Annotated in this window: 26 protein-coding genes and 1 tRNA gene; 20 read left to right on the forward strand and 7 right to left on the reverse strand. The window is 66.8% G+C overall.

The window, feature by feature from the left end:
* The first annotated feature begins 361 nt into the window (after nt 1-361).
* From FB548_RS04190 to FB548_RS04250, 13 genes are all read left to right on the forward strand, one after another.
* Entirely contained in the window at nt 362-2,161 is a 1,800-nt protein-coding gene (locus FB548_RS04190; RefSeq protein WP_255470300.1) for a S8 family peptidase, read from the forward strand.
* A gap of 127 nt (nt 2,162-2,288) precedes the next feature.
* On the forward strand, nt 2,289-3,503 hold the full coding sequence (locus FB548_RS04195; RefSeq protein WP_142123469.1) for a type II secretion system F family protein: 1,215 nt from the start codon (nt 2,289-2,291) through the stop codon (nt 3,501-3,503).
* A gap of 31 nt (nt 3,504-3,534) precedes the next feature.
* Complete coding sequence (gene gspG, locus FB548_RS04200; protein WP_142123470.1) at nt 3,535-3,960, forward strand: type II secretion system major pseudopilin GspG; 426 nt, start codon at nt 3,535-3,537, stop codon at nt 3,958-3,960.
* Between the two features lie 117 nt (nt 3,961-4,077).
* Nucleotides 4,078-4,488, forward strand: coding sequence for a GspH/FimT family pseudopilin (locus FB548_RS04205; protein ID WP_142124102.1), 411 nt, complete (start codon nt 4,078-4,080; stop codon nt 4,486-4,488).
* Nucleotides 4,485-4,916 (forward strand): prepilin-type N-terminal cleavage/methylation domain-containing protein, encoded by a 432-nt coding sequence (locus FB548_RS04210; protein ID WP_142123471.1) that lies wholly within the window; start codon nt 4,485-4,487, stop codon nt 4,914-4,916. Before FB548_RS04205 ends, FB548_RS04210 begins: the two co-directional genes overlap by 4 nt.
* Complete coding sequence (locus tag FB548_RS04215) at nt 4,913-5,581, forward strand: prepilin-type N-terminal cleavage/methylation domain-containing protein (protein ID WP_142123472.1); 669 nt, start codon at nt 4,913-4,915, stop codon at nt 5,579-5,581. The genes FB548_RS04210 and FB548_RS04215 overlap by 4 nt, the downstream gene beginning before the upstream one ends.
* A complete protein-coding gene (locus FB548_RS04220; RefSeq protein ID WP_142123473.1) occupies nt 5,578-6,429 on the forward strand; it encodes a type II secretion system protein GspK in 852 nt (283 codons plus the stop codon). The genes FB548_RS04215 and FB548_RS04220 overlap by 4 nt, the downstream gene beginning before the upstream one ends.
* Nucleotides 6,426-7,568 (forward strand): PilN domain-containing protein, encoded by a 1,143-nt coding sequence (locus tag FB548_RS04225; RefSeq protein WP_142123474.1) that lies wholly within the window; start codon nt 6,426-6,428, stop codon nt 7,566-7,568. Before FB548_RS04220 ends, FB548_RS04225 begins: the two co-directional genes overlap by 4 nt.
* Nucleotides 7,549-8,169, forward strand: coding sequence for a type II secretion system protein GspM (gspM, locus tag FB548_RS04230; RefSeq protein ID WP_142123475.1), 621 nt, complete (start codon nt 7,549-7,551; stop codon nt 8,167-8,169). Before FB548_RS04225 ends, gspM begins: the two co-directional genes overlap by 20 nt.
* Entirely contained in the window at nt 8,159-9,001 is an 843-nt protein-coding gene (locus tag FB548_RS04235) for a general secretion pathway protein GspN (RefSeq protein WP_142123476.1), read from the forward strand. Before gspM ends, FB548_RS04235 begins: the two co-directional genes overlap by 11 nt.
* A 9-nt stretch (nt 9,002-9,010) precedes the next feature.
* Nucleotides 9,011-11,224 carry a type II secretion system secretin GspD gene (gene gspD, locus FB548_RS04240; protein ID WP_142123477.1) on the forward strand — a complete coding sequence of 738 codons (2,214 nt, stop codon included), beginning with the start codon at nt 9,011-9,013 and terminating at the stop codon, nt 11,222-11,224.
* Entirely contained in the window at nt 11,221-12,069 is an 849-nt protein-coding gene (locus tag FB548_RS04245) for a glycosyltransferase (protein ID WP_221625909.1), read from the forward strand. Before gspD ends, FB548_RS04245 begins: the two co-directional genes overlap by 4 nt.
* Nucleotides 12,053-12,910: a glycosyltransferase family 2 protein gene (locus FB548_RS04250; RefSeq protein WP_255470301.1), complete on the forward strand. Its 858-nt coding sequence runs from the start codon at nt 12,053-12,055 to the stop codon at nt 12,908-12,910. The genes FB548_RS04245 and FB548_RS04250 overlap by 17 nt, the downstream gene beginning before the upstream one ends.
* Nucleotides 12,911-12,925: 15 nt before the next feature.
* Here FB548_RS04250 and FB548_RS04255 read toward each other — a convergent pair whose 3' ends face one another.
* Genes FB548_RS04255 through thiS form a run of 5 tightly spaced genes read right to left on the reverse strand, consistent with a single transcriptional unit; the run spans nt 12,926 to nt 16,997 of the window.
* Complete coding sequence (locus FB548_RS04255) at nt 12,926-13,309, reverse strand: ACT domain-containing protein (protein WP_142123478.1); 384 nt, start codon at nt 13,307-13,309, stop codon at nt 12,926-12,928.
* Entirely contained in the window at nt 13,306-15,174 is a 1,869-nt protein-coding gene (locus FB548_RS04260; protein WP_142123479.1) for an SLC13 family permease, read from the reverse strand. Before FB548_RS04260 ends, FB548_RS04255 begins: the two co-directional genes overlap by 4 nt.
* Nucleotides 15,175-15,207: 33 nt before the next feature.
* A complete protein-coding gene (trmB, locus tag FB548_RS04265) occupies nt 15,208-15,942 on the reverse strand; it encodes a tRNA (guanosine(46)-N7)-methyltransferase TrmB (protein WP_142123480.1) in 735 nt (244 codons plus the stop codon).
* Complete coding sequence (locus tag FB548_RS04270; protein WP_142123481.1) at nt 15,942-16,736, reverse strand: thiazole synthase; 795 nt, start codon at nt 16,734-16,736, stop codon at nt 15,942-15,944. Before FB548_RS04270 ends, trmB begins: the two co-directional genes overlap by 1 nt.
* Before the next feature lie 60 nt (nt 16,737-16,796).
* Complete coding sequence (gene thiS / locus FB548_RS04275; protein WP_142123482.1) at nt 16,797-16,997, reverse strand: sulfur carrier protein ThiS; 201 nt, start codon at nt 16,995-16,997, stop codon at nt 16,797-16,799.
* Nucleotides 16,998-17,170: 173 nt separating this feature from the next.
* Between thiS and FB548_RS04280 the strand changes: the two genes are divergently transcribed.
* From FB548_RS04280 to FB548_RS04310, 7 genes are all read left to right on the forward strand, one after another.
* On the forward strand, nt 17,171-18,970 hold the full coding sequence (locus FB548_RS04280; protein ID WP_185742015.1) for an autotransporter domain-containing protein: 1,800 nt from the start codon (nt 17,171-17,173) through the stop codon (nt 18,968-18,970).
* A gap of 79 nt (nt 18,971-19,049) precedes the next feature.
* A tRNA-Gly gene (locus FB548_RS04285) sits at nt 19,050-19,123 on the forward strand.
* 85 nt (nt 19,124-19,208) lie between these two features.
* Complete coding sequence (gene rimK, locus FB548_RS04290) at nt 19,209-20,084, forward strand: 30S ribosomal protein S6--L-glutamate ligase (protein ID WP_142123484.1); 876 nt, start codon at nt 19,209-19,211, stop codon at nt 20,082-20,084.
* Nucleotides 20,085-20,373: 289 nt separating this feature from the next.
* Entirely contained in the window at nt 20,374-20,850 is a 477-nt protein-coding gene (locus FB548_RS04295; protein WP_255470302.1) for a hypothetical protein, read from the forward strand.
* Nucleotides 20,851-20,966: 116 nt separating this feature from the next.
* The gene (locus tag FB548_RS04300; protein WP_142123485.1) at nt 20,967-21,449 is read left to right on the forward strand and encodes a hypothetical protein; all 483 of its coding nucleotides are present in this window, start codon (nt 20,967-20,969) and stop codon (nt 21,447-21,449) included.
* Between the two features lie 12 nt (nt 21,450-21,461).
* On the forward strand, nt 21,462-22,145 hold the full coding sequence (locus FB548_RS04305) for a response regulator transcription factor (protein WP_055936695.1): 684 nt from the start codon (nt 21,462-21,464) through the stop codon (nt 22,143-22,145).
* Nucleotides 22,132-23,505 (forward strand): HAMP domain-containing sensor histidine kinase, encoded by a 1,374-nt coding sequence (locus FB548_RS04310; protein ID WP_142123486.1) that lies wholly within the window; start codon nt 22,132-22,134, stop codon nt 23,503-23,505. Before FB548_RS04305 ends, FB548_RS04310 begins: the two co-directional genes overlap by 14 nt.
* Before the next feature lie 13 nt (nt 23,506-23,518).
* Here FB548_RS04310 and FB548_RS04315 read toward each other — a convergent pair whose 3' ends face one another.
* Nucleotides 23,519-24,112: a hypothetical protein gene (locus FB548_RS04315; protein WP_142123487.1), complete on the reverse strand. Its 594-nt coding sequence runs from the start codon at nt 24,110-24,112 to the stop codon at nt 23,519-23,521.
* 99 nt (nt 24,113-24,211) lie between these two features.
* Complete coding sequence (gene metF / locus FB548_RS04320; protein WP_142123488.1) at nt 24,212-25,045, reverse strand: methylenetetrahydrofolate reductase [NAD(P)H]; 834 nt, start codon at nt 25,043-25,045, stop codon at nt 24,212-24,214.
* Between the last annotated feature and the right edge of the window lie 76 nt (nt 25,046-25,121).

A 25,121-nucleotide genomic window follows, 5' to 3' on the forward strand; every position in this document is an offset into this window, starting at 1 on the left:
AAGACGTGCAAGCGAATCTGCGAAGCTAGATGTCGCGTCGAATAAAGATTCCCGCATTCCCCATCCCCTCATCCCGAGATGATGCAAAAAAACTCCGTGTGATCGAACACTACATCTGCGTTGTGCAATTTGCGAGAGATTTGCTACGTTCGGCGGAACGCGACGAAACGGCTGAAAACAAGGCGTTAACGCCATGTGTAGGCGGTGTGCACAACGTGTTCCCGTCGCGTGAAGAGTGTCGTGGCAGGTAAACAGGGGTACCTGCACGATCCGCTTGAAATGGAAACCGCAAGTCGTTGAGTAAGCACGTAGTAAACGGGTTACCCAGTTCGTTCTTCCTTGCAGACATGGAGCAGGTCAAGTGAATTCATATTCCTCATTCAACCGTTCGCGTCGTCGTCCCCTCGTTGCTGCACTTGCCGCAATCTTCACCTTCGGTGCCTTCGCAGGCGCGGCATCCGCGGGCGATGTCAGTACCGCCGGTCTCCGCGATGGCGAAACCTACGACCGGTTCATCGTGAAATACCGCGATGGCAGCAGCGCACGCGCCAGCAACGCGACGCTGCAGCGCTCACTGGTGGGCGCGGTATCGCGTGCCGCGCTGGGTCCCGCGAACGGCAAGGCGGTAAGCGCCGCGAAGTTGCGCCGTCTAGGCATCGGTGCGGAACTGGTGCAGACCTCGCGCAGGCTGGACCGCGTTGAGGCGGAGAGCCTGTTGCGTCAGTTGGCAACCGACCCGGACGTCGAGTTCGCCGAGGTGGACGCGCGTCGCTATGCGCGCCTCGTCCCCAACGACACCTATTACAACCAGTATCAGTGGCACTTCAAGGATCCGGTCGGCGGCATCAATCTGCCGGCTGCGTGGGACAACGCGACCGGTGCGGGCGTCGTGGTCGCGGTGCTGGACACCGGCATCACCGCGCACAGCGATCTCGATGCGAACATCCTGCCCGGCTACGATTTCATCAGCGACACGTTCGTGTCCCGCGATGGCGACCTCCGCGATGCCGATCCGCGCGACGAGGGCGACTGGAATCCGGTGGCGGGCGAATGCTATGCCGGCTCGCCGGTGCAGGACAGCAGCTGGCACGGTACCCATGTCGCGGGAACGGTTGCGGAAGTGACCAACAACGCCAAGGGCATGGCGGGCGGCGCGTTCGATGCGAAGGTGGTGCCGGCGCGCGTGCTGGGCCGGTGCGGCGGCTACACCTCGGACATTTCCGATGCGGTGATCTGGGCGTCCGGCGGCACCGTCGCCGGGGTGCCGGCCAACGCGAATCCCGCGGAAGTGATCAACCTGAGCCTGGGCGGATCGGGTGCCTGCAGCACCGTTGAACAGAATGCGTTCAACCTGGCCATCGCGAACGGCAGCACGGTCGTCGTGGCGGCGGGCAACGATGCCGGCAACGTGAGCGGATACTCGCCCGGCAACTGCGCCGGCGTCATCACCGTGGCCGCGACGCGCATCACCGGCGGCATCGCCTCGTATTCCAACTATGGCACGCGTGTCGACATTTCGGCGCCGGGCGGTGGCGGCGGCGTGGACGGCAATCCGGGTGGCTACGTCTGGTCCACCGGCAACGAGGGCGCAACGGTGCCCACCACCGAGACCTACTTCGGCCTGGGTGGTACCTCCATGTCCGCGCCGCACGTGGCGGCGGTCGTCGCGTTGATGCAGAGCGTCGCCGATACGCCGCTGACGCCTGCGCAGGTGCTGGCCACGTTGAAGTCGACGGCGCGTCCGTTCCCGGTCGCGCCACCTGCCAATCGGCCGATCGGTGCGGGCATCGTCAATGCGGCCGCTGCGGTACAGGCCGTCATCAATGGCGGCGAGCCTCCGGCGGCGACCTTGCTGACCAACAACGTGGCCGTCGGCGGCAACACGGGCGCGAAGGACGCCGTCATCCAGTACGCCCTCGTCGTGCCTGCCGGCGCCACCAGTCTGTCGTTCATCAGCTATGGGGGCAGCGGCAATGCCGATGTCTACGTGAAGTTCGGCAGCGCGGCCACGGCGACCAACTACGATCTGCGGTCGGCACGCCCCGGCAACAATGAGGTGATCAACATCGCTGCGCCGCAGGCGGGCACGTATTACGTGTCGCTGGTGGGCAAGACGAAGTTCGCCAACGTCAGTCTGAGGGGAAGCTTCACCGCGCCGTGAGGCAAGTGCGGGTGCGATGCGACGGCCTCGGCATGCCGGGGCCGTTTCATGTCGCACTCGCGTATCCCTGCATGACGTTGCCCGGCGGAATGCGGTAACTTTGCGCATTCTCCGACCAACGTCCCGCATGCCGCTGTTCCGCTACAAGGCACTTGATTCACACGGCGAGATGCTGGAAGGCCAGATGGAGGCCGCCAGCGACGCCGAGGTGGTGGCGCGCCTGCAGGAGCAGGGCCATCTGCCGGTCGAGGCCGCGCTGGCCGTTGCCGGAGGTGGGCGCAGCTGGGGCCAGTTGTGGCGGCCGAACGCGTTTGCGGGTGGCCGGCTGGTGCAGTTCACCCAGCAACTGGCGACGTTGCTGGGCGCAGGCCAGCCGCTGGATCGTGCGCTGGGCATCCTGCTGGACCTGCCCGAAGACGACAAGGCGCGGCGGGTCATCAGCGACGTTCGCGACGCCGTGCGTGGCGGTGCGCCGCTGTCCACCGCACTGGACCGCCAGCATGGCCTCTTTTCCCGCCTCTACATCAATATGGTGCGCGCGGGCGAAGCGGGTGGCAGCCTGCACGATACGCTCCAGCGGCTGGGCGATTACCTCGAGCGCAGCCGCGCGCTGAAGGGGCGCGTGGTCAATGCGCTGGTTTATCCGGCCATCCTGCTGGTGGTGGTCGGCCTGGCGCTGTTGTTCCTGCTGGGTTACGTGGTCCCGCAGTTCGCGGTGATGTACGAAAGCCTGGATGTCGCGCTGCCGTGGTTCACGCGCGGCGTGCTGTGGGTTGGCAGCTTCGTGCGCGATTTCTGGTTCGTGCTGGTCGCGTTGCCATTGCTGGCGGTGCTCTGGTTCGACCGTCGCCGCCGCGATCCCGTATTCCGTGGCCGGCTGGATGCATGGTTGCTGGACAGGCCGCTGGCGGGACCGTTGCTGGCCCGGCTGGAAACGGCGCGCCTGGCGCGCACGCTGGGTACGTTGCTGAAAAACGGGGTGCCGCTGCTGACGGCGCTGGGCATCGCCCGCAACGTACTGGGCAATCGTGCCTTGGCGACCGATGTCGATGCCGCCGCCGAGGATGTGAAGAACGGCCACGGCCTGTCCGCGTCGCTGGCCAAGGGCAAGCGCTTTCCGCGGCTCGCCCTGCAGATGATCCAGGTGGGCGAGGAGTCCGGTGCCCTGGACAGCATGCTGCTGAAGACGGCCGAAACCTTCGAGCAGGAAACCGCTCAGGTGCTGGACCGTATGCTGGCCGCCCTGGTGCCCGCCATCACGCTGGTCCTGGCGGGCGTCGTGGGCATCGTCATCGTCGCCGTGCTGGTCCCGCTGTACGATCTGACCGGCGCCATCAATTGAGAACACTGGAGAGCCCGCCACCATGTCCCGCATGCGCACCATGAACGCGTTCCATTCCCCCAGGTCGCAGCAGGGCTTCAGCCTGCTGGAAATCATCATCGTGCTGGTGCTGATCGGTGGCATCCTGGTGCTGGTGGGCAGCCGCGTGATGGGCGGCGCCGACAGCGGCAAGGTGAAGCTGGCGCAGTCGCAATTGCAGACGCTGTCCGGCAAGGTCGAGACCTTCCAACTGGATACCGGCCATTACCCCACGCAGCTGTCGGACCTGGTGACACAGCCGGGCAACGCGGCCGGCTGGCTGGGCCCGTACGCGAAGGAAAGCGAACTGCAGGATCCATGGAAGAATCCCATTGAATACCGCATCCCCGGCGAAACACAGCGCTTCGACCTGATCAGCCTCGGCGCCGATGGCAAGGCGGGCGGCGACAGCGTCAATGCGGACATCAAGAACGAATAAGCGCCTGCGCCCGCGACCGTGGCATTCCGCTGCGCCACTTCACCGGTGACCGCCACCAGGCCCTTGGGCTCCAGGGCGCGGACGGACGGCTTCACCCTGCTGGAAACATTGCTCGTCATGACCTTGATGGCCGCCGCCACCTTGCTGGCGGCGATGATGTTCACCGGCGGCATGGAGGGCATGCGCCTGCGCTCCGAATCCAAGGAGATCGCGGCGCAGCTGCGCTACACGCGTGCACGTGCCATCGCCACGGGACAGCCGCAGCGTTTTCTCGTGGATCCGCGCGCGCATCGATGGGAGGCCGCCGGTGATCGCCATGGCGACATCGATACTTCGTTGTCGGTGCGTTTCACGGGCGCACGGCAGGCGCAGGAGCGCGCGGGCGAAGGCGCGATCCTGTTCTTTCCCGATGGTGGCTCGACCGGGGGACGCGTCACCCTCGTGGCCGGACAGGCGGCGTGGAGTGCCGACGTGGCATGGCTGACCGGTGAAGTGCGCCTGATGCGCGATGCGGTCGCTGCGCGATGAGCATTCCCGCGCGACGGCAGCAACGCGGCTTCACCCTGCTCGAAGTCATCGTGGCGTTCGCGCTGCTGGCGCTGGCGTTGACGTTGCTGCTCGGCGCGCTCTCGGGCGCGAGCCGGCAGGTGCGGACATCGGCCGACAGCAGCCGCGCCACGCTGCATGCGCAGTCGCTGCTCGCCCAGCTGGGCACCGGCGAAATCCTGCAACCCGGTCGGCAGGAAGGCAGCTTCGATGGCAACCGCTACCGCTGGCAACTGGAGGTGTCGCCCTTCGCCGACCCGCTGGCCGCGCGTGCGCAACGCGACGCAGGCGCACCGCAATTGCTGGATGTGCGTCTGCTGGTGAGCTGGGGCGATGCGCGCGACCAGTCCCTGCAGTGGCGGACATTGCGGCTGGCGCCGCGCGACATCAACCAGGCGACGCTGCCATGAGATCATCGCAGCGCGGCTTCACCCTGATCGAAGTGCTGGTGGCGCTGGTGTTGCTGGCCGCCGGGCTGGCGCTGGCGTTCGCCACCCTGCGCTCGTCCACCGCGGTCGTCACGCGCGGCGAGGACATGGCGCAGACCAGCGAGCGCATGCGCGCCGTTCACGGTTACCTGCGCGCACGGCTGGCGTCGGCGCAACCCATCGTGTTCGCGACCGATCGCGGCACCCTTCGCGAAGCCCGCTTCATCGGCACGCCGCAACGCATGCGGTTCGTGGCCGACCTGCCGGACTACCTGGGATACGGCGGGCCCTATCTGCACGACGTGGGGGTCGATGACGCGGGTCGTTTGCAGGTGCTGTTCGCCGTCGCGCAACCGGATGCCTCGCTGGAGGATGTCGATCTGCGGGCACGCGGACTGCGCGCCGAGCGCCTGGCAGACGGTCTACGCGCGGTGCGTTTCCGTTATCGCGGACTGGATGCCGACAACCGGCTGGGCCCATGGCAGGACCGCTGGGAAACCTCGGAAATGCTGCCTTTGCAGGTGAAAGTCGAAATGGACGCCGTGCGCGGCGGGCGCTGGCCGGACCTGGTGGTCACGCTGGTGCGCAGCGAAGGCGGCGCGGGTGGCGGGCTGCTTCCCGGTGGCGGGAATCCGGTACTGCCATGAGACATCAGCACGGCGCCGCGTTGTTGATCGTGTTGTGGCTGGTGGCGCTGCTCACCGCGCTGGTGGGGGCGTTCGCATTGACCGCACGTATGGAGGCGTTGCAGGGAAAGGTGGGCAGTCGCGGCACGGTGGCGCAGGAGATCGCGCGCTCCGGCATGGAATACGCGCTGGTACGCGTGGCGGACCGCAACCCGGAGACGCACTGGCAACCCAATGGCCGCGCGTACGCCTGGAGGTTCGATGGCCATGACGTGCAGGTGCGCATCATCGACGAGACGGGCAAGGTGGACCTCAACCAGGCCGACATGTCGCTGCTGTCGCGCCTGATGCAGGCGCTCGGGCAACCGGCCGATGCGAGCGACGTGATGGCCGCGGCGATCGTGGACTGGCGTGATGCCGACAACCTCAGCCAGCCCGTCGGTGGCGCGGAGGACGGCGACTATGCAGCGGCGGGGCGCGACTACGGCGCCAAGGACGCGCCGTTCGAAACCCTCGCGGAAGTCGAACAGGTCCTGGGCATGACACCTGAGTTGTACGCACGGTTGGCACCGTTCCTCACCCTGTATTCGGGGCGCGGCCAGCCCGATGCGACCTACGCGCAGGGGCCGGTGCTGGTCGCGATGGGGGTGGATGCAACGGCATGGCTGGCGCAGCGCAACGCGACCGGTGTCACGGGAAGCAACCAACTCGTCGGTGCCGGCAGCGGCACGTATAGTATCGAGAGCCGTGCGCGGCTGGCCGATGGCCGCGAGGCGTCGTTATGGACAGTGGTGCGCGCGGGAGCCAGCCCGGTACCGGGTTCGGCTTATACCTTGTTGCGCTGGGAGGAGGGAGCGGCACCACAATGAGCGGCGTACGCGACACCTTGCAGCAGTTCCGGGCGCGACTGGGCCCTGGGCCACGCAGTTTCCTGGCGTGGTGGGGACAGGCGCTGGCGACCTGGTTGCCGGCGCGCTGGCGCGTGCTGCTCGGCCTGACCCGCGACCGGCTGTTCTTCCAGCACCAGGGCGATGAACTCGAGATGACATGGGGGGAGGGCACGCAACGCCATGTGCTGGCGCGCCTGCCTGCCACGACCACGCCCGATGATCTGCGCGCGCTGCTCGGCAGCCGCCTTGCGAACCTGCCGCGCTGGTGGTTGGTGCCGCCTGGCATGGTGCTGCGTCGACGCATGCTGCTGCCGGCGGCAGCAGCGGATCGCCTGCGCGATGTACTGCGGTTCGAACTCGACCGGCAGACGCCTTTCACCGCGAACGAGGCCTGCTTCGATGCGCGCGTGCTGGGCGTCCGTGAAGACGGCCAACTCGATGTCGAACTGGCGGCGGTGCCGAAATCCGCATTCGCCGGGGGCCTGGGCCGCCTGGGTGCGTTGGCGGGCGGACTGGCGGGGGCCGACGTTGAAGATGCCGACGGCGCGCCGCTGGGCGTGAACCTGTTGCCCGAGGATGCGCGCGTCGCCCGCCAGGCACCGCAGAGGGGGTTGCACCTGACGCTGGCAGCGGTCGCGGTGATCGCACTGGTGTTCGGTGCCTGGGCGGTGCTCGACAATCGGCGCGCGGCCGCAGACGTCTTCGCCGCACAGGTGGAAAGCCGTGCCGACGAAGCGCGCCAGGTGGCATCGCGACGGCAGCAACTCGTCGATCTCGTTGCCGGTACGGCCACGTTGAACCAGACCAGCGCACAACGCCCCACCGCGCTGGAAGTGATGGACGATGTGACCCGGCGTCTGCCTGACAACACCTATCTCGAGAAGCTGGCCATCGAGGGTGATCGGCTGACGCTGATCGGTTTCAGCCCGGAGGCCTCCGGGTTGGTCGCGCGCCTGCAGGAATCGCCGCTGTGGCGCAATCCCGCCTTGAGCGGCGCGCTGCAGCCCGACCCGCGCACGCGGATGGACCGCTTCACCCTCACCGCCGAATTGCTGGGCAAGCGGGATCCCGCCAACGCGGGCACGCAGGGAGGCGCCGATGCCGCTGGTCGTGACTGAGCGTGACCGCTGGCTGGCCCTGGCGCTGCTGCTGGTGGCGCTGCTGCTCGGCTATCTGGTGCTGGTCCATCCCTGGTGGACGGTGCCGATGCAGGACGTGAACGCTCGCGTGGCGGAACTGCGCGACCGCGAACTGCGCATCCGCACCCAGCTCCAGCAGGCACCGCAGGTGCAGCGCGAACTGGCCGCGGCCCTGGCGCAGCAGGCGCAGCGCCCGGGGTTCCTGCCTGAGGCGACGGTGGAACTCGCAACCGCCGGGCTGGTGCAGCGACTGGAAACCATCGTCAGGCAGGCCAGTCCCGGCAATCGCAGTTGCGCCATCGCCAACCAGTCGCCGCTGGCGATCGCCGGCCGCGAGGTCTATCCGCGCGTGGTGGTGCAGGTACGCCTGCGCTGTGGTGCGCCGGAACTCGCGTCGGTGCTGCACCAGATCGAGTCCGGCAGCCCGCGGTTGTTCGTCGAGAATCTCAACATCCTCGCGCAGCGGTATGCATTCCAGGCCAGCGAAAGCGGTGCAGGCGGGCTGGACGTGAACTTCGACCTGTACGGTTATCTCAAGCCCACGCCCGCTGCCGTGCAGGAGCCGCCCCGTGCGCCTTGAGACCTGGACCGCGCGCACCTGGATCCTCGCCGTCACGGCGGGATGGGCGGTGCTGGTCGCGCTGCTGGCGCTGTTCGGCCTGGGCGGCCGCATCACGCCGTTGCCTGCCGATCCGGCCCTCGTGCAGGCATTGCCCCGCCTGCCTCCTGGCCCGCCGGAACGCCTGGGTGCGTTGACCCGGTACGCGGAGGTCGGCGAACGGCCGTTGTTCTCGGAGGACCGCCGGCCCAAGCCGTTCTTCCTGTCCGGCGAGGAAGCTGCTGCGCCGGCCTTCGATCTGGTGCTGAGCAGCGTGCTGATCACGCCTGCGCTGGAACTGGCCATCGTCCAGCCTGCTCAGGGCGGCGAGGGGCTGCGGGTGAAGGTGGGCGAATCCCCGGCGGGCTTCCCGGGTTGGCGATTGAGCGAACTGGCACCGCGCCGGGCCGTGTTCGATGGCCCGGACGGTCGGCGCGAGCTGGAACTGCGTGTCTTCGACGGCGTGGGCGGCCAGCCGCCCACCCCCTTCGTGGGCGGGGCGCCAGGCGGACCTCCACTGACGGCCGTCCCGCCGGCCGGTGTGCCCATGCCCGCGCCGCCGGGCAGCCGCACGACCGGCGGCAACAATGCCCCTGCCGTCATGCCGACCGTGCCGTCGCCGGCTGCACAGGGGCCGGCGCCGGTGCCTGCCCCCTCGCCGCCACGCGCCAACGACGCGACGGCCGCACCGGCCACGACCACCGACCAGCAGATGGAAGCCATCCGCCAGCGCATCGAGCAGCGCCGTGCGCAACTGCGCCAACAGCAGGCGCAACCCACCACGCCGCCGGCAACGCCCGGCAAGACACAGTAGAGTGCCGGCATGACGCCACGTGTGATCCTGTTTTCCCTTTGCCTCGGACTGTTGGCCGGCTGTGCCAGTGCGCCGGTGCCGGATGTGCGCCGTACGTCGCCCACGCCGCCCACGCCGCCCGGCGAGGTCGTGCCCGGCAGCGCGCAGACCGCGCCATTGAAGGATGCCGAGGCGCCGGTCGGGGGTCCGCAGGCGCAGATCCGCCGCGGCAGCGGCCAGATGATCAACCGCAGTGCGGCGGCTGCCCCGATGCCGTCGCTTGGCAGCGCAAGCAGCGGATCGGCCACCTTCAATTTCGAAGGCGAATCCGTGCACGCCGTGGTCAAGGCGATCCTGGGCGACATGCTGGGGCAGAACTACGTGATCGCCCCGGGCGTGCAGGGCACCGTTACGCTGGGCACGCCCAAGCCGGTGTCGCCTGCCGAGGCGTTGAACCTGCTGGAAATGGTGCTGGGCTGGAACAACGCCCGGCTGGTCTACAGCGGTGGCCGCTACAACATCGTGCCCGCCGACCAGGCCTTGGCCGGCAGCGTGGCGCCCGGTACCGGCAGTCCCGCCAGTGCGCGTGGCTTCGAGGTGCGCGTGGTGCCGCTGCGTTTCATCTCCGCCAGCGAGATGAAAAAGGTGCTGGAGCCCTATGCGCGGCCCAACGCCATCGTCAACACCGACGCCACCCGCAACGTCATCACGCTCGCCGGCACCCGCTCCGAGCTGGAGAACTACCTCCGCACCGTGGAGATCTTCGACGTCGACTGGCTGTCGGGTATGTCGGTGGGCGTGTTCCCGCTGCAGTCCGGCCGCGCCACGCGCGTGGTCGCCGACCTGGAGAAGGTGTTCGGCAACGACAGCAAGACGCCCAGTGCGGGCATGTTCCGCTTCATGCCACTGGAAGGCGCGAACGCGGTGCTGGTGATCACCCCGCAGCCGGCCTATCTCGACCAGATCCAGCAGTGGCTGGAGCGCATCGACGGTGCGGGCGAAGGCAGCCGGCTGTTTTCGTACGAGCTGAAGTACGTCAAGGCGCGCGAACTCGCGCAGCGGCTGGCGGAAGTGTTCGGCGCGTCGGGTGGCGGTAGCGGCGGCGATGATCGCTCCACCGGTGGCGCCGGCAATGTGTCGCTGATGCCGGGCACCGATCCCGTGCAGATCAACGACGGCGGCATGAGCGGTACCGGCGGCTCGGTGGATTTCGGTGGCTCGGGCAGCAGCGGCTCCGGCGGCGGACTGGGCGGCGGCTCGCTCTCGCTCAATCAGCGCGACAACGGCAATGGCGCGGTCACGTTGGACGTGGATGGCAGTCGCGTGGGCGTCGCCGCCGTGGAAGAAACCAACACCCTGCTGGTGCGTTCAAGCGCCAGCGCCTGGCAATCGATCCGCGAGGTGGTCGAGAAGCTCGACGTGATGCCGTTGCAGGTCCACATCGAAGCGCAGATCGCCGAAGTGTCGCTGACCGGGGACCTGAGCTACGGCGTGAACTGGTACCTGGAACGCGCGATGACCGACAACGGCCTGGGGCCCTTCGCTTCGCCGGCTGCAGGTGGACCCAGCAAGTGGAGCACCCTCGCCGGCAGCATAGGCGGCGTGGGTGGCGCGGGGGCCGTGTGGACGTTGGTCAAGAATGACGCGGCCGCCGTCATCACCGCGCTGGACGAGGTGTCCGACGTGCGCCTGCTGCAGACGCCCTCCATCTTCGTGCGCAACAACGCCGAAGCCACGCTCAATGTCGGCAGCCGCATTCCGATATCGTCCGTCACCGTCAATCCGGGGCTGGGCACCGACAACACCTACAGCCAGGTGCAGTACCTGGACACGGGCGTGATCCTCAAGGTGCGCCCGCGCGTGACCCGGGACGGCATGGTGTTCCTCGATATCGTGCAGGAAGTCAGCTCGCCCGGCAGCGAGCCGGATGCCAACGGCAACGTGCGGATCAACACGCGTCGCTTCAAGACCGAGGGCGCCGTGCAGGCCGGCAATACGGTGATGCTGGCGGGCCTGATCAGCGACACGGCGACCCAGGGATCGTCCGGCATTCCGGGCCTGAGCCGCCTGCCGATCATCGGCGGGCTGTTCGGCAAGAAGACCACCGGCACCGAACGCAGCGAAGTCATCGTGCTGCTGACGCCGACCATCGTCAGCAACCCGCAGGAAGCCAACGACCTGACAGACGAGTACGGTAAGCGCTTCCGCGCGCTGGAACCCTTGAACACGCCGCGCGACAAGTGACGCCATCCGCCGCATCGTCCCTGCCCATCGTCCTGTTGCCCATCGGCACCGATGACGACGCACTCGACGCCTGCCTGGGTGCACTGGAGGCCGGGACTCCGGCCGGCACGCGCCTGTGGCTGGCCGACGACGCGCAGGCCGGTCCTCGCGGCCTGGCCATCATCGAGCGCTGGCTGACGCGTACGCGCCTGCAGGCCGACTACACGCGACGGCCGCGCATGCTGGGCGAAGTCGCGCATGTGGACCAGATGCTCGCGGCCTGCGGTGATGCCGACGTGGTGGTGCTGGCACCGGATGCGCAGCCCTTGCCGGGTTGGCTGCAGCAACTGGCCGCCTGTTTCGCCCGTGATGCCGCCATCGCCACCGCCACGCCCTGGTGCAATGCGGGCGAAGCCGCTGCCTGGCCGCGGCTCGGCGAAGTGAGCCCGCCCCCCGCTGATTTCGAGCGCACGGCGCACGCCTGCGCGGCGATGGCGCCACTGCACCCGGAGCTTCCGGCGGCCGTCGCGCACGCGGTGGCGTTGCGTGGCAGCGCCCGCAAGCGCGTCGGTGGCCTGGATGCCGCGAGCTACGGCTCGTGGTACGCCGCGCTGGTCGACCTGTCGCTGCGCCTGGCCGGTTTGGGGTGGCGCAACGCCCTGTGCGAGACCGCCTTCGTCGCACGCGGAGGCGAGGGCGGGCCTGCCGATGGCGACATGGACGCATTGAACGCACGCTGGCCCGCCTTCACGCCACGGCTGGCAACGTTCCTGATGGAGGATCCCCTGCACGAGCCGCGCGACCGCTTGGGTGCGCTGTACGCCGAAGCGGGATCACCGGAGCGCCAGCGTGACCTCTTCGGTTGAGATCGCCGGCATCGCCGTGGTGGTGGTCACGCATGAGAGCGCCACCAGCATCGACGACTGCCTGATGCGTCTACGCACGGCGCACGGCGTGGACGAGATCCGTGTGGTGGACAATGCCTCCACCGACGACACGATGGAGATCGTGCAGCGCCACGCGCTGCATGATGCGCGCTTGCGCTTCATCGCCAATCCCGACAATCCCGGCTTCGCAGTCGGCTGCAACCAGGGCGCACGTGATACGCGTGGATCCTTGCTGGCGTTCGTGAATCCCGACCTGATGGTGGAGGCCGACACGCTGTCGCGATTGCGCGCGCACGCACGCCATGCGGCGGGCGAAGTGTTGCTCGGCGTGGACCTGGTGGACGAGAGCGGCGTGCGCGATGCGGCAGCGCGTCGGCGCGATCCTCTGTTCGCCGCGATGCTGCGCTCGCCGGGTGCGGCGTCCAGGCTGGCGGTGCCGGTCGACGACGGGCAGGTGCTGCAGCCGGTGGACATCGTGTCGGGCGCGTTGATGCTGATGCCGCGCGCGCTGTTCGACAGAATCGACGGGTTCGACGAAGGCTATCGCCTGCATGCCGAGGACATGGACCTCTGCCGTCGTGCACGCGCGGCAGGGGCAAAGATCGCCGTCGCCAACGACATCCGCGTGCTGCATATCCGTGGCGTATCGAGCCGCGCGCGGCCGATGTTCGTGGAGTGGCACAAGCACCGTGGCCTGTGGCGCTACTTCCGCAAGTTCGAAGCCGCAAGATGCGGGGTGGTCACCCGCACGGGCGTGTTCGGTGCGATCTGGCTGCACTTCGGCGCCGTGGCCGCGCGCATCCTGCTGCGGCGCCGGTAACGTAGCCGCAATCTTTCAAGCGCCGATGCGGTGACCCGCGTCGCGCAATGCCGACAGCGCCTCGTCCAGCCGAAGTGCCTGCACCAGCACGTAATCCGTGTCGTAGGTCGACAGTGCGAAGATCCCGATGCCCGCTGCCGCCAGCGGGTCCAGCACCGCCTTCAGGATGCCGGTCAGAGCGAAATCGAACGGACCCTGCAGCTTGAACATGCACCAGTCACGCTGGCAGCGCACGTCCCGGGGAACATGCGCTTCCTTGCAAACCAGCGACAGTTCGTCGTCGGTCCAGCCGGCGTGTCGCATGCCGGTGTTGGGCCACCACTCGGGCAGTGCGGAACCCGCAGGCAGTTGCGCGACCGCGTAGCGACCCGGCAGCAGGGCCAGCGTCAACGACGTCATCCTGCGCGTCCGTTCCACCAGAACAACGCGTTGACCGCCAGCACCACCACCATGGTGTAGATCAGCGACAGCGGGCCGCCGACGCGCCACAGCTGGCGCGAGGTGTAGTTGGCCGGGCCGACGATCATCGAGATCACCGGATTCGAGGCCGTCATCAGGTTGTTGGACGCGGACAGCGCCACGATCAGCGCGAATGCGGTGGGGTTGCCACCCGCCGCGAGGGCCAGATTGATCGCCATGGGCACCATCACGATGGTCGCGCCGACGTGGCTGATGACCAGCGAGAAGGCCGTGGTCAGCAACGCGACGGCGATCTCCAGCGCCCACACGGGAATGCCTTCCGGCAAGCGTTCCACCGTATGCCCGGCCACCCAGGCCGCTGCGCCACTGCTGTCCATCGCCCAGCCGAGCGGGATCAGGCCGGCCATGAGGAACACGGTCTTCCAGTTGATCGCGCCGTAGGCTTCGTCCATGCGCAACACGCCGGTCAGCAACATGCCCGCCACGCCGGTCATCAGCGTCAGCGCCACTGGCAGCTTGGATGTCAGCGCGATGATGATGGTGATGGCGAAGATGGTCATCGCGATCTTGAACTTGTGCGGACGCTGCTCGCCCTTGGGATAGTCGGTCACCACCACGAAGTCCCGGCTCTCCGCCGCCTGGCCCAGGTCCTGCCAGATGCTGTGGAACACCAGCATGTCGCCGGCGCGCAGCTTCTCTTCGCGCACGTTGTCGCGGATGACTTTCTTGTCGCGGTTGATCGCCAGCAGGCTGATGCCGTTCTGCTTGCGCAGGCGCAGTTCGCGCGCGGTCTTGCCGATGAACTTGGATGTGGGCGGCACCACGGCTTCCGAAATGCCGGCACGGCTTGGATTGAACAGGTCACCGAAGTGGCGAAGCCGCGAGGACATGCGCAGGAACTGGTTCTGGGCGAAGTCGCCGACCTCCTGCCGCGTACCCATCACGCCCAGCACGCTGCCCACCCAGATGCGCATGTCGGCCGGCGGCGCCAGCCGCGTGTCATTGCCGGTCTGCAGGGCCAGCATCAGCGGGGCATCGTGCAGCGCCTCGGCCTCGCCCAGCGACATGCCTACCAGCGGACTTTCGGCGGTGACCACCAGTTCGAACACGTCGCCTTCGATGCCGTAGGTGTTGGCGAAATAGCTCTCGGTGCGTGCCGGGGTGACGGCACCGTCAGCGTCAGGGGTTTCCTCCTTCAGCTTCCGATCACCATGGAAGCGGAAGTACAGCAGCGAGGCGGCGACCAGTGCCAGTCCGATCGGCAACGGCGCGAACATGCGCAGCGGCTCCAGCGTGGCCATGCCCGAGGGCAGGTTGTTGTTGGCCGACACCAGCAGGTCGTTCAACAGGATCAGCGGCGAGTTGCCCACCATGGTGAACGCGCCGCCCATCACGATCGCGGCCGCGATAGGCAGCAGCAACCGCTGCAGCGACAGCCCCGTGCGCGACGACAGGCGGGAGGCGACCGGCATGAACAGCGCCATCACCGATGGGTTCTGCATGAAGGAGGAGTTGAGGCTGGCGATGGCGGTGGTCATCAGCAGCAGCCGCTGCTCGATGCCGTGCCCACGTCGCAGCAGCCATGACGCCAACCGGTTCAGCGCGCCGGTGCGGTCCAGCCCGGCTCCGAGGATCATGGTGGCGATGATGCTCATCACCGCGTTGCCCGAGAAGCCGCCGAAGATCTCCTCGGGCGCGATCAGCCCGGTGATCCCCAGCACCACCAGCACGACCAGCGCCACCAGATCGGCGCGGATGCGCTCGAACAGGAACATCGCCATCGTGAAGCCGACCAGCCCGAGGACGAGCTTCATGTCGTTGGTCAGCGTCAGCGCGTTTTCCATGTCGCGGTCGGTTTCCTGGTGCGTGCTGCGGTATTACTCGCGGTCGTACAGAAGGTCCCACACCCCATGGCCTAGCTTCTGGCCGCGGGTCTCGAAATGCGTCTGCGGGCGCCATGCCGGGCGGGGCACGCTGCCGCGCGCGCCGGCGCGGTTCACCAGCCCCGGTGTCGCATCCAGCACATCCCACATGTGCTCGGCATAGGCTTCCCAGTCGGTGGCGCAGTGCAACCGGCCGCCCAGGCGCAGCTTGCGCGCGATGAGCGCAGCGAACTCGGGCTGCACCAGCCGGCGCTTGTTGTGGCGCTTCTTGTGCCACGGATCGGGGAAGTAGATGCGGACTTCGTCCAGCGATCCATCCGCGACCTCATGCTGCAGCACTTCCACCGCATCGTGATGGTAGACGCGCACGTGGTCGCTGCCGTCATCGGCCAATGCGTTCAACAGCCGGCCCACGCCGGGCGCATGCACTTCCAGGCCCAAGTAGTCGCGTTCCTTGTCGTGGGCGGCCGCGAAGCGCAGTGCTTCGCCATTGCCGAAGCCGATTTCCAGCACACGCGGCGCCGTGCGGCCGAACACCGCGTCGTAGTCGCGTCGTGTGCCCGTGTAGTCCAGCCCGAAGCGCGGCCATTGCGTGTCGAACGCGCGTTGCTGGGCCTCGGTGAAGCGGCCCTGGCGCAACACGAAGCTGCGGATTTCGCGCCGGCCTTCGCTGATCGTGAAGGGCTTGGGCGGTGTCTTGGCGCCCGGGCTGGAAAACGGGTCCGTCATCAGCCGATCAGTCCGTCGATCGGACTCGATGCCGAGGCGTTGCGCTTGCGCGGGATGCGGCCGGCGAGGAAGGCCTCACGACCGGCTTCCACGGCCTTCCTCATCGCGCTGGCCATCAAAACGGGGTGCTTCGCACCGGCGATGGCGGTGTTCATCAACACGCCATCGCAGCCGAGCTCCATGGCGATGGCGGCGTCGGACGCGGTGCCGACGCCGGCATCGACCAGCACGGGTACCTTGGCGTTCTCGATGATTTCCAACAGGTTGTACTTGTTCTGGACACCCAGGCCGGAGCCGATCGGGGCGGCCAAGGGCATCACCGCCACGCAGCCGATCTCTTCGAGACGTCGCGCGAGGATTGGGTCGTCGCTGGTGTAGACCATCACTTGAAAGCCATCGGCCACCAGCTTCTCGGCGGCGGCGAGGGTCTGCACAACGTCGGGGTACAGGGTCTTCTGGTCGCCGAGGACCTCCAGCTTCACCAAGGTGTGGCCGTCGAGCAGTTCGCGGGCCAGCCGGCAGGTGCGCACGGCATCGTCGGCGGTGTAGCAGCCGGCGGTGTTCGGAAGAATGGTGTAGCGGTCCGGCGGCAGCACGTCGAGCAGGTTGGGCTCGTTGGGCGACTGGCCCAGGTTGGTGCGGCGGATGGCGACGGTGACGATTTCGGCGCCCGCGGCCTCGGTGGCCAGGCGGGTTTCCTCGAAATCCTTGAACTTGCCGGTGCCGGTCAGCAGGCGGGAACGATAGGTCTTGCCCGCGATCACCAGCGGGTCATGGGGGGCGGTGTTGGACATGCGGCGATTATCGCCCATGTCATGCCGGTGCGTCCCGCCGATCCGGATCGATCCGCGGTTTCAGCCGCCGCCCAGTGCGTGCACGATCTCGACACGGTCACCCGCCTGCAGCATGTGCTGTGCGTGCTGCCCGCGCGGGATGATCTCTCCATTGACCTCGATGGCCACGCGGCGCTCGGCCAAGCCTTGCAGGTGGAGGAGGGTGGCGACGGTGCTGCGGTCCGGCAGCGCCAGAGGCTGCCCGTTCAACTGGATATCCATGCCGCCATTGTCGCCGATGGCCCGCATACTTGCCGCATTGCAGCGTGTGCGCCGACGGGCTTGGTGGAACGATGCGCGCCATGCGCAGCCGTACGGCAGAGCCGGCGCGCAGCCCATCATCCATTGCCCCGGGAGATTCCATGAAGCGTTCCATCTCGCCCGTCCGTTCGTTGCTGGCCCTGGCGCTGGCTGCGGCGGCGACCCCCGCCCTTGCGCAGGACGGCCCCTATTCGCAGACCATCTTCTTCGGCGACAGCCTGACCGACGCAGGCTACTTCCGGCCGCTGCTGCCGGCTTCGGTGCGGCCGGTGACCGGCCAGTTCACCACCAACCCCGGCTTTGTCTGGTCGCAGTACCTGGCGGAGTACTACGGCACCAGCGCCTACGCCAATGGCAACGGCCAGGTCGGTACCAACTACGCGGCCGGCGGCGCGCGCGTGGGCACGAACACCACCGGTGCGCTGGGGCCGATCCCGTCGCTGGCCAGTCAGGTGAACACCTATCTGGCTTCCACGGGCGGACGCGCCGACCCCGATGCGCTGTATACGGTGTGGGGCGGAGCCAACGACCTGTTCGCGATCACCAATGGCGGCGCGGACCCTGCAACGACGATAGGTTCTGCGGTAACCGCGCAGGTCGGCATCATCGCCACGCTGCAGAACGCAGGCGCCCGCTACATCCTGGTGCCCACGGTGCCCGACCTCGGCGTCACCCCGGGCTTCCGCGCACAGGGCCCGGCGGCCATGGCGGGCGGCACCCAACTGGCGACGACGTACAACAATGCGCTGTACGGCGCCATCAGCACGGCTGGCCTGCGCGTGATTCCGCTGAATACGTTCACGTTGTTGCAGGAGATCGTGGCCAGCCCGGCCGCATACGGCTTCGCCAATGTCACCGGCACTGCCTGCCAGCCGCAGATCACCGCGAACTCGCTGACCTGCAACCCCACCTCGTACGTCACCCCGAATGCACCCGACACCTACGCGTTCGCGGATGGCGTGCATCCGACCTCGCGCGCTCACGGCATCCTGTCGCAGTACGCGGTCTCGATGCTGGAGGGGCCGCGCCAGATCGCGCTGCTGCCGTATACCGCGTCCGTGCATGGCCGCGCGCGCGCGGACCGCGTGGCCTCGCACGTGGCGGGCAAGCCCGAAGCCGATGGCATGCGCTGGTGGGGCGACCTGCGCGGCGACTTCCTGCGTTACGGAGACGGTGACGTGTACGACGGCGTCGGCCCGACCGGTACATTCGGTGTGGACTGGTCGCGTGGCTCATGGGTCTATGGCGGCTTCGCGGGCTATGGTCGTGCGCAATACGACTTCGGCCGCCGTGGTGGCAGTTTCGACGAGTCCGACGCCACCCTGGGCGGTTTCGCCGGGTGGTATGGCGATCATCTCTGGGCGAATGCACAGATCAGCTACAGTTGGATCTCCTACGAGGTGGACCGCGAGGTGCAGCTGGGCGACATGACCCGTCGCCATTCCGGCTCGCCGGACGGCACCAACCTCAGCGTGGGCGCCAGCGTGGGTTACGAGTTCGGCGAGGGCGCGTTCCGCCATGGTCCGGTAGCCAGCGTGCTTTCGCAGACCATCGAGATGGACGGCTACAGCGAGAGCAACCTCAATTCCAGTGCGCTGGCCTACCCGGACCAGGACTTCGATTCGTTGATCGGCAGCGCGGGCTGGCAGGTCAGCTACGCCATCCATGATCACCTGGCGCCCTATGCCCGGCTGACGGTGGATCGCGAATTCGAAGACCCGGCGGAGGAAGTCTTCGCGCAGGTCCTGTCGCTGCCGGGCACGACGCCCTATGCGGTGCCGGGCCTGGATACCGATGACAGCTACGGGACCCTGCTGCTGGGTGCACGCACGCGGCTGTTCGGGTTCGACGCCAACCTGGGCGTCAACACGACGGTCAACCAGGGCGGTGGCACCAACACCACGGCATTCATGACCCTGAGCGGCAACTTCTGATGCACGACCCGCGATGCGGCGCCGGGTGACGGCGCCGCATTGCCTTGCCGCGTCCTGCGGCATAGACTCGCCGCATCGTGCGGGTGTAGTTCAATGGTAGAACTGCAGCTTCCCAAGCTGCTAGCGTGGGTTCGATTCCCATCACCCGCTCCATCTTCGCATTCCCCTTCCCGCGTCCTGTCATCGCCCGGTATCCGGTGCGTGGCATGCTGTGCCTGGCCCCCGTGATTGCATATCCATGAAGCTCGCCATCCTGTCGCGCAACGGCAAGCTGTACTCGACACGACGTCTCGTCGAAGCCGCGCGCCAGCGTGGCCATACGGCGCGGGTGCTGGATCCGTTGCGGTGCTACATGCGCATCGCATCCACCGGCTTCCAGTTGCACTACAAGGGCAGATCGCTGGCCGACTACGACGCGGTCATCCCGCGCATTGGCGCCTCCATCACGCGCTATGGCACGGCCGTGTTGCGCCAGTTCGAGCTCATGGGGACGTACAGTCCCAACCCGTCGGATGCCATCCTGCGTGCACGCGACAAGCTGCGCGCGCACCAGTTGCTGGCGGCGCAGGGAATCGATCTGCCGGTGACGGTATTCGGCGACAACCCGGACGACACCCACGACCTGCTTTCGATGCTGGGCCCGCCACCGCATGTCATCAAGTTGAACGAAGGTGCTCAGGGGGCCGGCGTGATGCTGACGGAGAAGCCGTCTGCATCACGCAGCGTCGTCGAGGCCCTGCGCGGCCTGTATGCCAGCTTCGTGGTGCAGGAATTCATCGCGGAGGCGGAGGGTGCAGACCTGCGCTGCTTCGTGGTCGGTGACCACGTGGTGGCATCGATGCGCCGCCAGGCCCCTGAGGGGGACTTCCGGTCCAACCTGCACCGGGGCGGCACGGCCCAGCACGCGGTGGCGACGGAAGAGGAATGCGCCGTCGCCATACGGGCGGCGCGCGTGTTGGGGCTGGGCGTGGCTGGCGTGGACCTGATCCGCGCCGCGCGTGGTCCGCTGGTCCTGGAGGTCAACTCGACCCCGGGACTGGAAGGCATCGAGGCGGTCTGCGGTGTGGACGTCGCCGGACGGATCGTCGAGCACCTGGCCGCCCATTCTGAATAGGGCGACAGGACACACTCCGCCGCAGGTTATTGAATTTTCACGTGAAGTTAACGCGCCTTTTAACGGTGGTTTAATCGAAACCCGCGTAGCCTTGTTCGGACCGCAGCTCTGCGTTCCTCCCGGTGTTTGCATCTGGAAAGCACAGGTTTACGGTAATCGGGGCATCAGTTTGGCCCAAGCGGGCTTCCACCCGCTTGGGCCTTTGTTTTTCTCGGCCAGCCCTTTCGATACTTGCTGGCATGGGTCCCGTTGGCTAAATTCGGTAATCCCCATCACGTAAGGAAGCAGCATGCGTCGTCCTCCCTTCATGGCATTGATGCTGCTGCTGTTTGCAGCGACCGCCCACGGTGCTTCCCGCGACAAGTCGGCCAAACCGCAAGCACTGGACCTCGACAAGCCGTTGCCCGAGCAGGTGGAGCTGATCCAGAAACAACTGGACGACGGCGAAACCTATGCCGAGATCGCGGCTGCCGACCGTGCCAAGGTCAAGGAATCCCTTGCCAGGTTTGCCTCGATCATCAATGAGAGCGGCGGGTCATTGAACCCCGAGCAGAAGACCCAGCTCGCCAACGAACGGAACGAAATCAACCAGATCCTGTCCCAGGCCGCCGCCGACAGCCGTCTCATCTGCCGCCGTGAAGCGCAGATCGGTTCGCTGCGTACGACGACCCAGTGCAAGACCGTTGCAGAGCGTCGTCGCGATGCTCAGGAGGCGCAGGACATGATGCGGCGTAACCCATCGGGTACCTACAACAAGGGTAGTTGAAGCGCCTGGTAGTCGGGTGGTCGCTCGAATGATCGCTGTTCGAGTCGGTCGTCCGGAGGGTCTGTCCAAGAATTGTTTGATCGTGCTCCCCAGCCACACAACAGGAGATTCAAAGCATGCACAAGGCGATTGTTCTGGGCTTATTGCTGACCACGTCCTCCGTAGCGCACGCCAAGATTGATTCCCTGTCTTCACGAGAAGGCTCGGACAGTGCACTGGACATCAAGTCGCCCTTCGAGACGCAGCAGCAGCAGATTCTCAATGATCTTGCCGGAGGCAAGAAGTATGGCGAGATCAGCCCCCAGGATTCGGCCAAGGTGAAGGAAGCGCTGAGTCGCATGTCCAGCCAGTTGGCTCGCGCAAACGGCTCGGTAGAGGGACTTTCCGCCGAACAGAAGATTGCAGTGTTGAACGACCAGGAGTTGATCAACGCCATTTTGACCCATGCAGGTGAAGAGAGTCGGCTCATCTGCAAGAGGGAGGCCCCCGTCGGTACGAGGCGTGCCATCACCCACTGCATCACGGTCGCGGAGCGTCGACGGCATCGTGACGAGGCGCAGAACGAGATGGACAAGAACTTCCGCTCGCCTATCAATTGACTGAAGCCTGACATGCGCATTCTGGTTATCGAAGACAACAGCGACATCGCCGCCAACCTTGGCGACTACCTTGAGGAGCGGGGTCATACGGTGGACTTTGCGGCCGACGGTGTGACTGGTCTGCACTTGGCGGTAGTCCACGAGTTCGATGCGATCGTGCTCGACCTCAACCTGCCCGGGATGGATGGGCTGGAGGTCTGCCGCAAGCTGCGCAACGAGGCCCGCAAGCAGACGCCGGTGCTGATGCTGACGGCGCGGGACTCGCTGGACAACAAGCTGGCCGGCTTCGATTCCGGTGCCGACGACTATCTGATCAAGCCGTTCGCGCTGCAGGAAGTCGAGGTGCGTCTGAATGCGCTTTCGCGGCGCGGCAAGGGCGTGCAGACACGCGTACTTGAAGTCGGCGAGCTGGAGTACAACCTGGACACGCTTGAAGTGCGCCGCCAGGGCAAGCTGCTGCAGCTCAATCCGACCGCGCTGAAGATCCTGCAGGCCTTGATGGAGGCGTCGCCCGCCGTGGTGACGCGCCAGGAGCTGGAAACGCGCGTCTGGGGCGAGGAGTTGCCCGACTCCGATTCCCTGCGCGTGCACATCCACGGCTTGCGTGCGGTGGTCGACAAGCCGTTCGACAGCCCGTACATCCAGACCCGCCACGGCATCGGATACCGCATCGCCGCACCCGATGCCAGCAGCTGAGTCGTCGAAACCCCGCCGCCACCGCCGCTTCCGGCGGCGGCTGCGCACCCGCATCATCCTGTCGTTCGTGCTGTTGGGCTTCTGCCTGACGCTGCTCCTCGCGTTCTCGGCGAACTGGGTGCGGAATCGCGTCGAGGAAGACCTCGTGGTCGACGCGATGAGCCAGAACATCAGCGAGTACCAGCGCCGCTATGTCGAGAGCGGAGGACGCCAGCGCGACCTGCGTGTCCAGACGATGCGTGCCTACGCGTTTGCACCTGACAAGTTCGATCAGCTCAAGAACGAGCAGCCCGACTGGTACGAACTGGCGAACGGAATACATGCGTTGTCCGGCACGGACGAAGATGGGTCGCCATTTTCCTATTGGCTTGCCGTGCAGAAGACGCCGGACGCGTGGTTTTTCCTTGCTTACGACATGACAGAGTCCGCCAAAGGCAAGGACAAGTTCAATCGTGCACTGATCGGCGTAGTGGTGGTGTTTACTGGCATATCGTTGTTGATCGGCTGGTGGTCCGCTTCGCGCGTGATGAGCCCTGTATCCGAACTCGCCGCACGTCTCCGTTCCTATCGCGGCAGCAGCAACCCTCGCGCGCTGGCGTCACACTTTCCCGAGGATGAGGTCGGTGAACTCGCCAAGGCACTGGACGACTATTCCGGACGCCTGACCGAAGTGGTCCAGCGCGACCGCGAGTTCAACGCCGACGTGAGCCACGAACTGCGCACGCCACTCGCCATCATCCGCGGCTCGGTCGAGTTGATGCTGTCGCGCCCTGATATGGACGAGAAGACGCGCACGCGTATCCAGCGCATCCAGCGCGCCGAGCAGCAATGCACGGACCTGATCAGTGCGTTGCTGCTGCTGTCGCGCAATGAGCGTGGCCATGGCAATACCGATGTCGCGCGCGTGGTCGACCAGCTGCTCGATGCCCATCGCGCCACGCTGGGAGGAAAGCCGCTGATCCTCAGGGTCGAAGGCGAAGGTGGTGTCACCGTGGACTCGCCCGAGGCCGCACTGTCGGTGGCGTTGGGCAACCTGATCGGCAACGCGGTCAAGTACACCAAGGATGGCGAAGTGGTCGTCCGCCTGTTGCCGGACGCCGTCGAAGTCGTCGATTCCGGGCCCGGGCTGAGCAAGGAAGACGCCGCGCGGCTGTTCGAGCGCGGTTATCGCGGCACGCATGCCGGCCATTCGCAAGGCGGCGGCATCGGCCTGTCCATTGTCAGTCGCCTGTGCGCGCTCTATGGCTGGCAGGTCGGCGTGCGTCCGGGGGACTCGAAAGGCGTCGTGGCCACGTTGCGTTTCTCGCCAGCGCGGGACACGCCGCCGGACTCGCCGGGCGCTGCGCCGCAAGGCGCGTGAGTCCTGGGTTTCCTTACAGCGTGATCCAGAAACAGTTGTAGGCCCTGCGCAGGCCGAACGTGGTGTCGGCGGGTGTGGCGCTGTTCTTCAGCGTCTGCACCACGCGCAGGCCGATGGGACGCTGCCGCCGCGCGGTGTGCGGGTAATAGCCATCCTGGTTGGCGTCGACCACCTGTCCGGCGGCATCCAGCACCGGTGCAGGGGTGGGGCGGACCGGGACGATGTCGACCAGCGGGCGCTGGGCGACCGCATCGAGCCGGTCGAGGATGCGCAGTGCGGTGGCGTCTGATGTGCCGGTCCAGTGGTAAACGCCGGCCAGGCGGTTCACGTCCTTCGCCTGGATGGCGGAAGAGACCTGCATCACCAGGTCGCTGAGCGTGAGGGAGCAACCTCCGCGGTAGAGGGAGCCCGTCGCGGCGGTGGGCGTGTCGCCCGACGGCAGCCGGTCCATGGCGCCGATGTCCTCGCAGCGCTTGTCGGTGTAGACGGTCTGGCCGGACATCGTGCTGCAGCGCTGCACGCCCTGCTGCTGGGCGCGTGCGTCATGCACCTTCAGGCAGGTCCACGGGGCCAGGCAAAGCAGGGCAAGGCACGACAAGGGGCGCATGCGAACAGCCTAATCCGCGCCTGCGTCCAGGTCATGGCGCAAACGCACGGAATGGGATGGCCATTCACATGCCGGCAGGATGGACCGGGTCGCCGCTGCTCAGCGTGTCCAGCCCAGCCGCGCCAGCACGGTCTGTGTGGGCTTGGCCAAGTTGAGCGTGTAGAAATGAAGCGACGGCGCGCCGCCTGCGATCAGGCGTTCGCACAGGCCGGCGACCACGTCGGCGCCGAAGTCGCGGACGGCATCCGCATCGTCGCCCAGCGCCTGCATGCGCTTGCCGATCCAGCGCGGGATCTCCGCGCCGCATGCTTCGGAGAAGCGACGCAGCTGGGTGAAGTTGGAGATCGGCATGATGCCCGGGATGATCGGAATCTCCACCCCGAGCCTGCGCACCGCATCGACGAAGTGGAAATACGCATCCGGGTTGTAGAAGTACTGGGTGATCGCGCCATCGGCGCCGGCATCGACCTTGGCCTTGAAGTGGCGCAGGTCCATCAGCGCATCTGCCGCCTGAGGGTGGGTCTCGGGATATGCGCCGACTTCGATATGGAAGGTGTCGCCGTGCTCGGCGCGGATGAATTCGATCAGTTCCGAGGCGTACCGCAGGTCGCCGGGATGGCCCATGCCGGAAGGCAGGTCGCCGCGCAGGGCGACGATGCGCTTGCAGCCGAGCGCGCGGTACAGGCGCAGCAGTTCGCGGATCTCTTCGCGGCTGCCCCCCACGCACGAGAGGTGCGGCGCGGCGTCGAAGCCGTGGTGCTGGTTGAGGTGCCGGACCGTTTCCGATGTGTAGCTGAGCGTGGAGCCGCCGGCGCCGAACGTGCAGGACACGTAGTCGGGCGCATGCGTCTTCAGCTTGTCCGCGGTGCGGTCCAACTGCGTGCGCTGCTCATCGGTCTTGGGAGGATAGAACTCGAAGCTGATGGATGGCATGGCGGGCGCCCGTCGGATCGTGGGCGAAGTATATCTCTTCATCCGGATGAATGATGCATCCTTATAGCGCCGGGCC

The sequence above is a fragment of the Pseudoxanthomonas sp. 3HH-4 genome (genome assembly GCF_006716465.1).
Taxonomy (GTDB): Bacteria; Pseudomonadota; Gammaproteobacteria; order Xanthomonadales; family Xanthomonadaceae; genus Pseudoxanthomonas_A.